This is a genomic window from Algoriphagus ratkowskyi (assembly GCF_002150505.1).
Taxonomy (GTDB): domain Bacteria; phylum Bacteroidota; class Bacteroidia; order Cytophagales; family Cyclobacteriaceae; genus Algoriphagus; species Algoriphagus ratkowskyi.
Map to the genome: position 1 here is coordinate 17,280 of NZ_MSSV01000003.1, position 14,980 is coordinate 32,259.

The 14,980-nt window shown below is 40.6% G+C and carries 15 protein-coding genes; 3 read left to right on the forward strand and 12 right to left on the reverse strand.

Annotated elements, in window-relative coordinates; all coding sequences use genetic code 11:
* Positions 1–3 precede the first annotated feature (3 nt).
* The 7 genes from leuD to ilvD form a co-directional block, all read right to left on the reverse strand.
* Positions 4–594 carry a 3-isopropylmalate dehydratase small subunit gene (leuD, locus tag BVH02_RS03605; protein ID WP_086499038.1) on the reverse strand — a complete coding sequence of 197 codons (591 nt, stop codon included), beginning with the start codon at positions 592–594 and terminating at the stop codon, positions 4–6.
* A gap of 120 nt (positions 595–714) precedes the next feature.
* Entirely contained in the window at positions 715–2,121 is a 1,407-nt protein-coding gene (leuC, locus tag BVH02_RS03610; protein ID WP_086499040.1) for a 3-isopropylmalate dehydratase large subunit, read from the reverse strand.
* 2 nt (positions 2,122–2,123) lie between these two features.
* Entirely contained in the window at positions 2,124–3,632 is a 1,509-nt protein-coding gene (locus BVH02_RS03615; protein WP_086499042.1) for a 2-isopropylmalate synthase, read from the reverse strand.
* A gap of 19 nt (positions 3,633–3,651) precedes the next feature.
* Entirely contained in the window at positions 3,652–4,695 is a 1,044-nt protein-coding gene (gene ilvC / locus BVH02_RS03620) for a ketol-acid reductoisomerase (protein ID WP_086499043.1), read from the reverse strand.
* A gap of 62 nt (positions 4,696–4,757) precedes the next feature.
* Positions 4,758–5,258: an acetolactate synthase small subunit gene (gene ilvN, locus BVH02_RS03625; protein ID WP_086499045.1), complete on the reverse strand. Its 501-nt coding sequence runs from the start codon at positions 5,256–5,258 to the stop codon at positions 4,758–4,760.
* 9 nt (positions 5,259–5,267) lie between these two features.
* Entirely contained in the window at positions 5,268–6,962 is a 1,695-nt protein-coding gene (ilvB, locus tag BVH02_RS03630; RefSeq protein WP_223271810.1) for a biosynthetic-type acetolactate synthase large subunit, read from the reverse strand.
* 4 nt (positions 6,963–6,966) lie between these two features.
* Positions 6,967–8,646, reverse strand: a complete 1,680-nt coding sequence (gene ilvD, locus BVH02_RS03635; protein WP_086499046.1) for a dihydroxy-acid dehydratase — start codon at positions 8,644–8,646, stop codon at positions 6,967–6,969.
* A gap of 534 nt (positions 8,647–9,180) precedes the next feature.
* Here ilvD and ispE point away from each other — a divergent pair.
* The 3 genes from ispE (at position 9,181) to BVH02_RS03650 (ending at position 10,622) form a co-directional block, all read left to right on the forward strand.
* Complete coding sequence (gene ispE / locus BVH02_RS03640) at positions 9,181–9,990, forward strand: 4-(cytidine 5'-diphospho)-2-C-methyl-D-erythritol kinase (protein WP_086499048.1); 810 nt, start codon at positions 9,181–9,183, stop codon at positions 9,988–9,990.
* Positions 9,991–10,060: 70 nt separating this feature from the next.
* On the forward strand, positions 10,061–10,303 hold the full coding sequence (locus BVH02_RS03645) for a ribbon-helix-helix domain-containing protein (protein WP_086499050.1): 243 nt from the start codon (positions 10,061–10,063) through the stop codon (positions 10,301–10,303).
* Positions 10,290–10,622, forward strand: coding sequence for a type II toxin-antitoxin system PemK/MazF family toxin (locus tag BVH02_RS03650; protein ID WP_086499052.1), 333 nt, complete (start codon positions 10,290–10,292; stop codon positions 10,620–10,622). Before BVH02_RS03645 ends, BVH02_RS03650 begins: the two co-directional genes overlap by 14 nt.
* A 106-nt stretch (positions 10,623–10,728) precedes the next feature.
* Here the strand turns inward: BVH02_RS03650 and BVH02_RS03655 are convergent, their stop codons facing one another.
* The 5 genes from BVH02_RS03655 to tgt form a co-directional block, all read right to left on the reverse strand.
* Positions 10,729–11,274: a hypothetical protein gene (locus tag BVH02_RS03655; RefSeq protein ID WP_086499054.1), complete on the reverse strand. Its 546-nt coding sequence runs from the start codon at positions 11,272–11,274 to the stop codon at positions 10,729–10,731.
* 189 nt (positions 11,275–11,463) lie between these two features.
* Entirely contained in the window at positions 11,464–11,658 is a 195-nt protein-coding gene (locus tag BVH02_RS03660; protein WP_086499056.1) for a hypothetical protein, read from the reverse strand.
* A gap of 204 nt (positions 11,659–11,862) precedes the next feature.
* Entirely contained in the window at positions 11,863–12,771 is a 909-nt protein-coding gene (locus BVH02_RS03665; protein ID WP_086499059.1) for a DMT family transporter, read from the reverse strand.
* On the reverse strand, positions 12,772–13,845 hold the full coding sequence (locus BVH02_RS03670) for an LptF/LptG family permease (RefSeq protein WP_086499061.1): 1,074 nt from the start codon (positions 13,843–13,845) through the stop codon (positions 12,772–12,774).
* Between the two features lies 1 nt (position 13,846).
* Positions 13,847–14,977, reverse strand: coding sequence for a tRNA guanosine(34) transglycosylase Tgt (gene tgt / locus BVH02_RS03675; RefSeq protein WP_086499062.1), 1,131 nt, complete (start codon positions 14,975–14,977; stop codon positions 13,847–13,849).
* Positions 14,978–14,980: the final 3 nt, after the last annotated feature.

A 14,980-nucleotide genomic window follows, 5' to 3' on the forward strand; every position in this document is an offset into this window, starting at 1 on the left:
CACTTATTTATCTGATGCAAATGCGTCAATTTCCTCAGACATGCTCAATAAATAGTCGATGTCATCAAAGCCATTCTGCATGTTATCTTTCTTGTATTCATTGATGTCAAAAGACTCCGATTCTCCAGTAGAATCCAATGTAATTTTCTGAGAAGGAATATCCACAGTGATCGTCTCAGCAGGATTCGCTGTGATTTTTTCTAGCAATTTGTCAGCAAATTGCGGTGAAACAGTCACAGGTAATACTCCTATATTTAGGCAGTTATTTTTGAAAATATCTGCGAAAAAACTGGAAACTACGCATCTGAATCCGTAATCATAAAGAGCCCAAACAGCGTGCTCTCGGCTAGAGCCAGAACCGAAGTTCCTGCCCGAAAGCAAGATTTTCCCGCTATAGGTAGGGTCGTTCAAGACGAAATCTTTTTTCGGGTTTCCTTCTACATCATATCTCCAGTCACGGAAAAGATTATCACCAAAACCCACACGCTCAGTTGCTTTCAGAAATCGAGCAGGGATGATCTGATCTGTATCCACATTGTCAGTCGGTAAAGGAACCGCAGTGCTCGTGAGAACAGTAAATTTATCGTAAGCCATTTTTTTTTGTTTAATAGGTAAAAGACTTCCTAAGTACCATCTGGCAAAAAGACCATTTCCTTTAGTTGAGTTTGATAAAAACACCAGGAAGTCTTAAGTCTAGATTCTGAAGTCTAGCTTCTAGTTTTGGAACACTTCTCTTGGATCGCAGATTTCACCTCTTACGGCTACTGCTGCTACTGTCAATGGAGATGCGAGCATTGTTCTTGCTCCGGGACCTTGACGACCTTCGAAATTCCTGTTAGAAGTTGAAACTGCGTATTTTCCTGATGGAATTTTATCATCATTCATCGCTAGACAAGCTGAACAGCCCGGCTGACGAAGTTCGAATCCAGCTTCTTCCAAGATTTTCACCAAACCTTCTTCATGTGCCATTTTCTCAACTTCACGAGAACCAGGTACAATCCAAGCAGTGATGTTATCCGCTTTCTTATGTCCTTTTACAAATTCGGCTACAGATCTGATATCTTCAATTCTTCCGTTGGTACAAGATCCTACGAATACGAAATCAACCTTTTTACCCTTGATTGCTTCACCTGGCTCAAAGCCCATGTATGCTAAGCTTTTTAGGTAAGAAGTCTTATTGCTTCCTTCCATTCCTTCGGTAGTCGGGATATTTCCAACAATCTTAATACCCATTCCCGGATTGGTTCCGTAAGTGATCATCGGCTCAATATCCGCAGCGTCGAAGTGGTATTCCTTATCGAAAACAGCACCTTCGTCAGTTTTCAAGGTTTTCCAATAGGCAACAGTTTTGTCCCAATCTTCACCTTGCGGAGCATATTTCTTACCTTTCAAATAATCGAAAGTAGTCTCGTCTGGCGCAATCAAACCTCCACGTGCTCCCATTTCAATAGACATATTGCAAACGGTCATTCTTGCTTCCATTGAAAGACTTTGAATGGCAGTACCTGCATATTCCACGAAGTATCCTGTAGCACCTGAAGCAGAGATCTGAGCAATCACATAAAGAATCAAATCCTTAGATGTCACGCCTTTACCAGCTATTCCATCTATATTGATTCTCATTTTCTTTGCCTTGGACTGCATGATACATTGCGTAGCAAGTACCATTTCCACCTCAGAAGTACCGATACCAAAGGCAATCGCACCAAAAGCACCATGAGTAGAAGTATGGCTATCTCCACAAACGATGGTCATTCCCGGTTGTGTAATTCCAAGTTCTGGTCCGATTACGTGAACAATTCCATGGTGAGCTGATCCCAAGTCGTGAAGTTCTATCCCATATTTAGCACAGTTCTCACGAAGTCTTTCCACCTGCATTCTAGAAAGTTTGTCTTTAATCGTCTTGTCTTGATCAACAGTAGGTACGTTATGATCTGGAGTAGCAATCGTACGACTAGGGTTTTTTACCCCTATTCCACGGGTCTCCAAATTTAGAAATGCTACCGGTGAAGTCACTTCATGGATAAAATGCTTATCGATGAAGAAAACATCAGGTCCAGAAGGAACTGATTTCACTACGTGCGCATCCCAGATTTTATCGAATAATGTTGTCTTTTCCATAATTATGCGGTCGCATATTCTTTGACCGGGATTTTGTTAAGTGCATCGACAAAAGCTTGCGCAGATGCCAGTACAATATCTGTATGTGAAGCAAAGCCATAGTAAGGCTTGTCTCCTTTAATTAGTCTCATATGAACTTTGGCGACATCATCACTTCCATGTGTGATGGCTTGAATCAGGAATTCTTCCAATTCCACAGCTGGCTTAGCAATCTTCTCAATGGCTTTCAAAACTGCATCTACAGGGCCATTTCCGTGAGCTGTAGAAGTATGAGATTCGTCTCCTATTTTCATTTCTACCTTAGCTTGTATTGTTCCGTTAGAGGAATAGGTCACTTTTCCCAATTCTATAAAATTAGAATCAGTAACAAACTTACCAACCAATCCCATCAGGTCTTTGCGACCGATATCACGCTTGCTATCTGCTAGGATCAAAAACTCTTCGTAAACTTCACGAAGTGCTTCTCCTTCAAGTTCCACTCCCAGAGCATCTAAGTGATGCTTCAAAGCAGCACGTCCAGACCTTGCAGTAAGTACGATAGTAGATTCTCCTACGCCAACATCTTTAGGATCGATGATTTCATAGTTCTCTCTATGCTTCAACACGCCATCTTGGTGAATTCCTGATGAGTGAGCAAAAGCATTTCTACCTACGATAGCCTTGTTTGGCTGCACAGGCATGTTCATCAATTTGGAGATCAAGCGGCTGGTATTGTAAATTCTAGGAGTTACAATATCAGTATGGACTTCTATAGATTTATGGCATTTGATCGCCATCACCACTTCTTCCAAAGAAGTATTTCCTGCGCGTTCGCCGATACCATTGATAGTCACTTCCACCTGACGAGCACCATGCTGTACGCCTGATACCGTATTGGCAGTAGCCATACCTAGGTCATTGTGGCAATGTGTTGCAATAATTGCTTTATCAATATTTGGAACATTATTTCTCAAACTAGCGATAATTGCACCGTACTGCTCAGGAAGACAATACCCTGTAGTATCAGGAATATTCACCACAGTAGCTCCTGCTTTGATCACCTCTTCAATGATCTTATTTAAGAAATCTGCCTCTGCTCTACCAGCATCTTCAGCGTAAAATTCTACATCATCTACGAAGCGTCTGGCAAACTTCACTGCAGCTACACCCCGAGCGATAATATCATCAGGGGTAGAGCGCAGTTTGTATTTAATATGGTAGGGAGAAACACCGATTCCGGTATGAATACGGGCTCTTTTCGCGAATTTGAGGGATTGAGCCGCTACTTCGATATCCTTTTCTACTGCTCTGGAGAGGGCACAGATAATCGGGTTAGAAACTGCCTTTGAAATCTCGAGTACAGAATTAAAATCTCCTGGACTAGAAATTGGAAAGCCGGCTTCGATAATATCGACACCTAGTTCTTCCAGCGCTTTTGCTACCACAATCTTCTCCTGGGTATTTAGCTGACACCCGGGTACTTGCTCCCCATCTCTCAGGGTAGTGTCAAATATCCATAGCTTCTCACTCATAATTCTTGGGGTTTTGGTATTAGTTATTTTCTGGTCTCAATTGACGGACAACAGCACCTGCCTGCCACATTTCAGAATCTCTCAATTCTTTCAATTCAGCTTCCAATTTCACTCTGTAATCATCTTTAGAGTTAGAATCGATAGACTTCTGTGCCTCTTGTCCAGATTTTACACTAGCATATAATTCTTCAAAAACTGGCTTGGTAGCATCTCTGAAAGGCTTCCACCAATCCAAAGCACCTCTCTGGGCTGTGGTAGAGCAGTTCGCATACATCCAATCCATTCCGTTTTCAGCTACTAATGGCATCAATGACTGAGTCAATTCTTCCACTGTTTCATTGAAAGCTTCAGAAGGTGTGTGACCATTTGATCTCAATACTTCATACTGAGCTGCAAATATACCCTGAATTGCTCCCATTAGCGTTCCTCTTTCGCCAGTCAAATCAGAAGTTACTTCACGGTAGAAATCTGTTTCGAACAAATAACCCGAACCTACACCGATACCAAGTGCAACCACGCGGTCATAAGCTCTGCCAGTTCCATCCTGATAGATTGCATAAGAAGAATTCAATCCTCTACCTTCTACAAACATTCTTCTTAATGAAGTACCAGAACCTTTTGGAGCTACCAAGATCACATCTACATCAGCTGGAGGAATGATACCCGTCTTGTCTTTGTAAGTCACACCGAATCCGTGAGAGAAATACAAAGCTTTACCTGGAGTAAGATGCTTCTTTACTGTTGGCCAAAGTGCAATCTGTCCTGCATCAGATAGAAGGAATTGAAGTATAGTACCTTTCTCACATGCTTCTTCCAATTCGAAAAGCGTTTCGCCAGGAACCCAGCCATCAGCTACGGCTTTATCCCAAGTCTTGGAGCCTTTTCGCTGACCTACAATCACGTTGAATCCGTTGTCTTTCAAGTTAAGTGCTTGACCTGGACCCTGAACACCGTAACCTAATACTGCGATTACTTCGTCCTTGAGTACTTCTCTTGCTTTTTCCAGTGGAAATTCTTCCCGAGTTACTACGTTTTCTTCTGTTGAGCCGAATTTTAATTTCATGAGCTTTTTTATTTATTACTAGTGTTTAATAGGTTCCTTTGGAATCCTTTTTTGGTTTATTATTATTTGACGAAACTGTCAATTGTCAACATTCTTTTTGCGACAGCTACTCTTCCTGATCTTGCAAACTCTAAGAGTCCGTAAGTTTTTAGAATTTCGAGCAATTCTTGAGTTTGCTCTTTATGACCAGTCAATTCCAAAACCACAAAATCTGGTTCTGCTGCAATAATCTTTGCATTATGTTGGCGAATGATCTTCTCCAATCCTCCATCAAGTCGTGATACTGGAATCTTGTACAAGGCAATTTCCTGGTACACTACGTTCTCATCTTCATGGTGAAAAGCCTTGATCACATCGATTATTTTTTCAATCTGATTGACCAGCTGTATGACGGTGTCTTCTGAAGCTGTAACCTCAATGGTAATCCTATGGATTCCTTCCAATCGGCTTTCTGAGGCTGTAAGCGCATCAATATTAATACCCCTTCGGGTAAAAATAATGGTGATGCGGTTGAGGATACCGATGAAGTTTTCGGTAATAACGAATATGGTGTAGCGCTTCATATGCTGATTTTAACTAAGTCTTACTTCTTCTACCGAACATCCGGTAGCGATCATTGGGAATACATTATCTTCTTTTTCTACTACAACTTCGAGGAAATAAGGTCCATCGTGAATAAGCATATCTTCTATAGCTTCTTGAAGATTACCACGTTCAGTGACTTTCTGAGCTTGAATATTATATGCCTCCGCTATTTTCACAAAATCAGGATTATCTAGCTCGGTAAATGAGTAGCGCTTGTCAAAGAACATTTGCTGCCACTGCCTCACCATTCCAAGGAAATTATTGTTAAGCAACACAATCTTTACTGGAGCTTTGGTCTGCATAATTGTACCCAATTCCTGGATAGTCATCTGTATACCTCCATCGCCAACTACACATACTACCTGTCTGGAGAAATCATACATCTGAGCCCCCAATGCTGCAGGGAGTGCAAATCCCATAGTTCCCAATCCGCCAGAAGTTACTTGTGTTCTTGGTTTCTTATAATTGAAATATCTCCAAGCGATCATTTGATGCTGACCTACGTCAGTGACTAGGATCGCATCATCTGCTTTATACTTGTTGATCTGGTGTATGACTTCACCCATCGTCAAGCCAGGCTTCGTCGGTGTCAAATCAGGATCTATAACTGACGCTCTTTCCTGCTCAGCCAGCTCCTTAAATTGAGCCATCCACTCAGGATAGGCATTTGCCTTTACTGCATCAGTAAGAAGGCTAAGACTATCCTTGCAGTTGCCGAGTACTGCAACTTCACACCTTACTATTTTATTAATTTCCGCAGGATCAAGCTCTAGATGAATCACTTTTGCCTGCTTCGCATATCGCTTCAAATCTCCAGTCACACGATCATCAAACCTCATCCCTACTGCTATCAGCACATCACATTGATTGGTCAACATATTTGGCGCATAATTCCCGTGCATACCAAGCTTACCTACATAATTTGGATGATCTTCTGATAAGGACCCAGATCCTAATAAAGTACAAGCAGCTGGAATACCGGATTTATCCAAGAATGCTTTCAATTCAGCCTCAGCTTGCCCCAAGACAACTCCCTGACCAAATAATACATAAGGCCTCTTAGCCATATTGATTAAAAAAGCTGCTTCTTGGATCGCTGTCTTCTCTACAGGAATATGAGTTTTATAAGATCTGAACCCTAGACATTTACTGTAATTGAACTCGCCAAAGTTAGTTTGTGCATCCTTTGTGATATCAATCAATACCGCTCCAGGCCTTCCTGACTTGGCTATATAAAATCCTTTTGCTATAGCTGGCGCAATATCCTCTACTCTCCTTACTTGGATATTCCACTTAGTCGCTGCCATGGAGATACCCAATACATCCGTTTCCTGAAAAGCGTCTGTGCCAAGTAAGTGTGATGCAACTTGACCTGTGATACACACGAGTGGTGTACTGTCTATTTGCGCATCTGCAAGACCTGTAATCAAATTAGTTGCTCCTGGACCTGAGGTTGCTATGCAGACTCCTACTTTCCCAGAGACTCTTGCATATCCTTGGGCAGCATGGATAGCTCCCTGCTCATGACGTGTGAGTACGTGCCGCACCTCATCGTGATAATCATGTAATGCGTCGTAAACGGGCATAATGGCCCCTCCGGGATATCCGAAGATTATCTCCGCATTTTCGGCAATGAGTGATCTGACAACGATGTCTGCTCCTCTTATCATTGAGTCCTTCATGGGCTTAGAATTTGTCTGTTACGCAACCTTCGGATGCAGTAGAAACTAATTTGTTATACTTCTTTAATGTTCCTTGTAAATCAGAAATGTCTTTCTGCTTCCATGATTTTTTCCTTTCAATCAATTCTTCATCGGAAACTGCAACGCTAAGCTTTAATCCGTCTGCGTCAATGGTTATGATATCCCCATTTTTTACTAAACCGATAGGCCCGCCACACCAAGCTTCAGGAGTGACGTGTCCCACCACAAATCCGTGTGTGCCGCCAGAAAATCTCCCATCTGTGATCAGTGCCACATCCGAACCCAAACCTGCTCCGATAATCATGGAAGTTGGTTTTAACATTTCTGGCATACCAGGCCCACCTTTTGGACCAATATTTCTAATGACGAGTACTTCGCCTTTTTGCACTTTATGATCTCTAATTGCATCATTTGCTTCCTGCTCCGAATCAAAAACGTGTGCTGGGCCTGTAAATGAACTCCCTTCCTTACCTGTGATTTTGGCCACTGATCCTTCTGGAGCCAAGTTCCCTTCAAGAATACACAAGTGTCCAGTAGCTTTGATTGGCGTCTCCAGTGGATGAATCACATTCACCATAGAAACAGTCACTGGGGCAATATCCTTTAAATTCTCTTCTAACGTTTGACCTGTCACCGTTAAACAATCTCCATGTAGGAAACCTTTTTGTAACATATATTTCATAAATGCAGGAACGCCACCTTGTTCGTGAAGATCCTCCATCATGAATTTCCCTGATGGTTTAAAGTCACCAAGCATGGGAGTTTTTGCATTGATCGCTTTGAAATCATTAATTGTAAAATCAACACCAGCCGTTCTCGCTATAGCAATCATATGCATTACTGCATTGGTACTCCCACCCAAGGCAATCACTACAGTTACTGCATTTTCAATGCTTTTTCTCGTGACGATATCACTTGGCTTGATGTCTTTTTCCAACAAAATTCTCATATACTTATTGACATCCCGACATTCTTGAAGTTTCTCAGGAGAATTTGCAGGGTTGGATGCAGAATAAGGAAGGGACATACCCAATGCTTCAATAGCTGAGGACATGGTATTTGCAGTGTACATTCCGCCACATGCTCCAGCTCCAGGACAAGCATTTCGGATGACTCCATCGTAATCCTCGTCGCTAATATTGCCGTTCACTCTTTTTCCAAAAGCTTCAAAGGCAGACACTATATTGAGTTTTTCACCCTTATAATTACCTGAAGCTATTGTTCCGCCATAAACCATTATTGATGGCCTATCAATACGAAGCATTCCCATGACAGCACCTGGCATATTCTTATCGCAACCAGCTACAGCAACACAGGCATCGAAAGAATGCCCAAGAATGAAAGACTCAATAGAATCAGCAATAATCTCTCTAGAAACTAAAGAATAGCGCATTCCTAGAGTTCCCATAGAAGTCCCATCAGAAATTCCAATGGTATTAAAAACCAAACCGGTCAGATCATGGTCCTGTGAGGACTCCTTGATCAGACCGGCAAAGTCGTTCAGGTGCATATTGCAGGGGTTACTCTCATAACCACAACTGGCTACCCCAACAAATGGCTGTTTCATTTTTTTATCACTCATCCCTGTAGCGTACAGCATTGCCATTCCTGCTGGATGCTCCGGATTATCACTTATTTCCCAACTGTGTTTTTTTAGGGTCATATTAATAGGGGTATAAAAAAAGTGCCTCAGGTTAGTGAGGCACTTCAGATTTTTTTTTATTTCATTATAAAGAATAGTCTAGTGCCTCACATTTAGAATCCAATGAGAATATTTACGCTTAGCAAAATGACTACTTTATACATAGAGGTTTTCGAGACTTCCTACAGCGCGATGCTGAAGTGTGAGACAAACTTAAAACCGAATTTTCAGACTTACAATATTTAATTTTACAAATTTCAACTTTGCCCGATAAAATATGTATGTAGAATTTATTTTTACCAAATATAAATTCCATAATACATCATATTACCCCTAGTTTTCAGCAAATGATTTGTTGAATATTTCGATTTTCAAAATTTTGTATTGAATTCCACTTTTTTCAAAATTTAACAAAAGTTATTCTCTTTTTTTTAATAAGAAAAATGATATATGACATTTACTTCAAAAAATACAAGATTTTTTGCCAAATTCTCAATGGGATATTACTTCAAATCACCTGATTTTTTCTCTATTTTTGACTAAAATTTCAATACAATGATTTCATTTCCAAACGCTAAGATAAACTTAGGTCTACACATCACCGCCAAAAGAAAGAATGGATTCCACACCATCGAAAGCTGTATGGTCCCAATTCCTTTGTTGGATGGGCTGGAAATGATCGTCAGCACCAAAAAAACATCTTTTGAAAGTACTGGCCTCGAAATACCAGGGAACGCGAAGGACAACTTAATATTTAAAGCTTATCAGCTTTTGAAGAAAGACTTCCCCAGTCTGCCAGAAGTAAGTATACACCTACACAAAAATATCCCAATGGGAGCTGGATTAGGAGGCGGATCTGCTGATGCAGCGTTTGCGCTGAATCTGATGAATAATCTGTTTGATCTAATATTAGATGATTTTTTCTTGGAAGAATATGCTGCTGAACTAGGAAGCGATTGTCCCTTCTTCATTGAAAACACACCGAAAATAGCAAGAGGAAGAGGTGAGATTTTAGAACCTGTGATATTAGACTTGACCGGGACTTATCTGGTCTTGATCAATCCTGGAATCCATATTGGTACCAAAGAGGCCTATGCTGGGGTCACGCCAGCTGCGCCAAAAGTAAAACTAGAGGATGTTTTAGCTGATCGAAACAGATGGAAGAATGAGCTAGTGAATGACTTTGAAGCAAGCATATTTCCTAATCATCCCGAGATAGCAGCGATTAAAGAGAGACTCTATGACCATGGTGCTTATTACGCTGCTATGTCAGGGTCAGGTTCCTCAGTGTTCGGGCTTTTTGAGGACAAACCTACTTCAATTGAATGGAATAAGGGTTGTTTTATGTTTGAGACAGTATTATAATTTACTTAAAATAAGAGAGTTGTATTTTGTATTTATTTTTTATATTTGTAAATCATAAATATAAAACGCAATGGCAACTTTCACTAGTACACTTCCAGACGACCTCCTACAGAGACTCGCCGATTATGCTAAAAAGCTTTCTCTTCCAAAGAATAAATTGATGGAAAATGCGCTGAATCTCTATTTAGACCATCTCAAAAGAGCTGAATATGTCAAATCCTATAGACAGGCAGCTCAGGATGATGATATTCTAATGGTAGCTGAAGAAGGAATGGGAGATTACCTAAAGCAAATCGAAGATGCGGCAAGGTGATATCTGGATGTTTGATCTGAATCCTGTGATAGGTTCAGAGCAATCAGGGAGAAGACCAGTGGTGATCCTCAGTGGGAATCTCATGAACAAATTCCTGCAAGTAGTGATCACTGCTCCGCTTACTTCCAAAATCAAAAACTATCAGGGCAATCCAATTTTGGAACCGGCTCATAAAAATGGGCTGAAGGTGGAGTCCGAACTGATGGTTTTTCATATCAGGTCAATTTCAAAAGATCGGCTGATCGAAAAAATCGGAGAAATATCGCCTGAGCAATTGAAGCAGGCATTGGCGACTTTGACTGATATTACCACTTTATAAAAAAATCAACCCAAAGTCCTCACCGGCTTTCTCCTTTTATCCCAGTAATTGACTTTAAGTAAAAGTAAAAAGAAAGGGTAGTCAAATTATGGACTACCCTTTCTGACTAATTTTTAGAATTCGGTGAAAAGGCTATTCCAATTCCATTTCTCCAAAATCCTGGACCTGTAAGGAAATCTAAATCATAAGTAAAATAAAATCGAACTCCACCTAATGTGGCCGGAACTATAATTTTTCCATTTGCCCCAAAGCTAGGGCCATTATTTACTCCACTACTCTTTAGAGGTTGATGAATGGCTATACCAGGGCCAAAGTAAAGAAAGCTGTCACCAATAGGAAAAATCTTCAATAAGTAATTAGCTTGCCCCTTAAGGCTAAAGCCCTCATAATTATTTATTCTTAATTCTTTCGGAGTATGCTTACTCAGGTAATTAAGATCTAAATCAAAGGTCATCCTTCCCAAATTTGAATCTTTGAAAACTCCATAGCCTACATAGCCTCCATATTGAGCCGGACTTTCAGATTTTGGGGTATTGACTTGACTTAAATATCCAAGCTTTACCTGAAAGTCAAACTTGTTTTCCTGTCCATATCCCCCAGAAATACTTGCAAAGACGGAAATCAAGAAAATAAGGACCCTAATTGATCTCATCACAATTGAATTTGAGGCACTAAATAAAACTGAAACCTTCCAAACCGCTCAATTCCATAATTTACACCTTGATAAGTTCTTTGACCAAATCCTTTATCACTAAAAGGGTTGTTGATGGTGCTGCATTTATTAAAGGTTTGAGCGAAATGTATTTGATAATATGCAACTTTTCCTACAGTTGCAAATAGTTCAGCTCTTGCATTTGGATCTTGAAATACTTGCCCAATGGGTCAAGTGCTTTAATTTTGACTCATATTCGGGAACTTTGGATACGTATAGTTCTTCAACTTGGTCATCCAATGCCTGAATACCATCAGGGATTTCTTGACAGGATGTGATTCCCAGCAAAAAAATCAAGAGAGAGAGAGAAAGAGATTCTCTCATGGAAAAATTTTGTTTTTAAAAGTTTCATGTTATTTATATTTAAAGAGTTATGTCACAATTTTAATCAAAAATATTATAATCCTAACTTAAACGTTCAAACTTTTTTAAACAAAAACAGAAGGCCTATTTTTTTAATTCAAAACCTGTTTTAATCGGAATCTTGTTGCTGATTCTAGATGATTTTGGAAGTAAGAGAGATTACGATCACCCCAGCGGCCTCACTGGCTTTCTCCTTTTATTCCAATAATTCAAAACCGGATAAGTCAGTACTGACACCAGAATAATTCCTGTACCAAGATAAAATTGAGGCGTCATTTTTTCACTTTCGCCAAAAATCAAAACAGCCAACACAATGCCATAGACTGGCTCAAGGTTCACCGTCAGATTAATTGTAAAAACAGATAGCCTTTTCATCAACTCTACAGAAACTGAAAACGCATATACTGTGCAAATTCCCCCTAATATAAAAAGCCAGAACCAATCGTAACCAACCCAAGAGAGTTGCAGACCTTCATCTGTCATAAAGTTGGAATAGATAGGCATAAAAAGCAGTGTAAATAAACAAGCACCTGCCATTTCATAAAAAGTGATTTTGTAGGGATTGTGTTTGTGGGCTAGTTTTCCATTGAGTACAGAGAATACAGCTCCTAAAAAAGCTGAACCTAAGGCCATACTTATACCAATCCAATAACCCGACTCAAAACTGAAGATCACCAAAAGACCCGAAATCACCATTAAACCTAGTCCTACCTCATACCACTTAATTTTAGTTCTGTTGAATAAGGGATCAACGAATGCCGTCCAGAGTGATGTTGTAGCCATTCCAGCCAAGCAAACTGATGCCGTAGAAATTCTAGCCGACCAAAAAAACAATATCCAGTGCATCGCAATTACAAAACCTACACCAGTGACTTTCATCATATCTGGAAAAGTCAATAAAAGGTTTTTCCTTTGCAACATAAAAAGTGCTGCAACTCCTAGAGATGCGATCAAGGTTCTATAGAAAACCAACTCGATCGCAGGCAAACTGATCAACAAACCCAGAATGGCAGTGAATCCCCATATGAGCACAATCAAATGGAGCATCAAATAATCTTTGATCGTAGCGTTCATTTATCGGGGGACCGTTTTGTAAAGCAAAAGCCCAGTTACACCAAAAATTATGTTGGGTAACCACACTGCGAAAATTGGATACTCCGTTCCGTTCTCTGCAAATGTTCTGGAAAGAATAAACAATATGATGTAAACAAAAGCGAGCAAGAAACCCATCGCGATCTGAAATCCAGACCCTCCACGGGTCTTTCTTGCGGACATTATCACACCGATAAATGTCAATATTATCGCTGCGAATGGCGACATAAATCGAACATACCGCTCAATCTTATAGAAACCCACATTATCGGCTCCTCGGCCTTCTAAGACTTTGATTTGCCTACTTAATTCAGGAAGCTTTAATGTTTCGTGATGTTTCTCTGGCAGGTTAAAATCCTCTGGGCGAATAGAAAGTATCGTATCACGTTCTTGACCCATGGTATATATTTCTTCGCGATCTTGTAGCTCACGTAGCCTCCAATTATGGAGAGTCCACACCATTTTAGCTGTATCCCATTCAATCCTGTCTGCAGACAGCTTGGCTAGCAATTCACCATCTTGGATGGTCTCCAAGGTGAAACTATGTCCCGTATTCCCGGTTTTAAAAAACCGACTAATGTAGGCAAAGGAATTGGTACCGACTTGTATATGAACGTTTGATTCAGACGAAGTCTTTTCCTTATCCAAGTAGGTTATTCGGAACTCGGTCACTCCAGCAGTTGCTCCAGGCAATACCCATCCATTTAACAAAAAACTAGCCCCGCCAATCATGCTAGCAGCAAAAAGAAAAGGCCGTAGCATTCTCATGAAACTTACTCCACTACTCAGAATAGCTATGATCTCTGTTCTTCCAGCCATTTTGGAAGTGATAAAAATAACCGTAATAAAGACTGTGATCGGAGTGAGAAGGTTATTCAAATACAAACCATAGTTGATCATATACTTGAAAATCTGGCCAGAAGGGACATCATTCCTGATATAAGTATCGTTCTTTTCTGTAAAATCCAAAACCAAAACCACAAGGATCAGCATGACCACCACGAAGAAGTAGGTCTTGAGAAAATCCTTGATGATCAGTTTGTCGATTATCTTCATATTAGAGTCTTGTGCTCACTTTTTTCACCATTTGATCTTTCCAAACGGCAAAATCACCTGCTAGGATATGCTCTCTAGCTTGGCCAACCAGCCAAAGGTAAAAACTCAAGTTATGAATACTGGCAATTTGCGCAGCCAAAATCTCCTTGCTGATCGTCAAATGCCTTAAGTATGCTTTACTATAAAAAGTGCTTACATACCCTCCGATGGCAGGATCTATTCCTGAGAAGTCATCTTTCCACTTCTCATTACGGATGTTAATAAATCCCTCAGAAGTGAAAAGCATGCCGTTTCGAGCATTTCGGGTTGGCATCACGCAGTCAAACATATCCACGCCAAGCGCAATACACTCCAGAATATTAGCTGGCGTACCCACGCCCATAAGGTACCGAGGCTTGTCTTTGGGTAAAATATCCGTTACTAATTCTGTCATCTCATACATCATCTCAGCAGGTTCCCCCACAGATAGTCCGCCTATAGCATTTCCTTGTTGATTAGTCGAAGCGATAAATTCTGCACTTTGCTTCCGCAAATCCTTATATACAGATCCTTGCACGATAGGGAAAAGAGTCTGATTATACCCATACTTTCCTTCTGTCTCATCAAATCTACCAACACATCGCGTCAACCAGCGGTGAGTCATTTCCATAGAATTCCTCGCATAGCCATACTCACATGGATACGGAGTGCACTCATCAAAAGCCATGACGATATCAGCACCGATGGTCCGTTGAATATCCATGACATTCTCTGGAGTGAAATGATGCTTCGAGCCATCAATATGAGACTTGAACATCACTCCATCTTCTTTGATTTTGCGAGTTCCCGAAAGCGAGAACACTTGATATCCACCGCTATCAGTCAAGATTGGTTTCTCCCAACCATTGAATTTGTGAAGACCTCCGGCCTTTTCCAGCACGTCTAGACCTGGTCTCAAGTACAAGTGATAGGTATTCCCAAGGATTATCTGTGCCTTAATATCCTGATCTAATTCCCGCTGGTGTACTGCCTTCACAGAACCTGCAGTACCCACTGGCATAAAAATAGGTGTTTGGATTTCGCCGTGATCAGTTTTTACTACACCTGCTCTGGCTTTGCTTTTGGAATCACTGTACTCTAAGGTAAACTTCATATC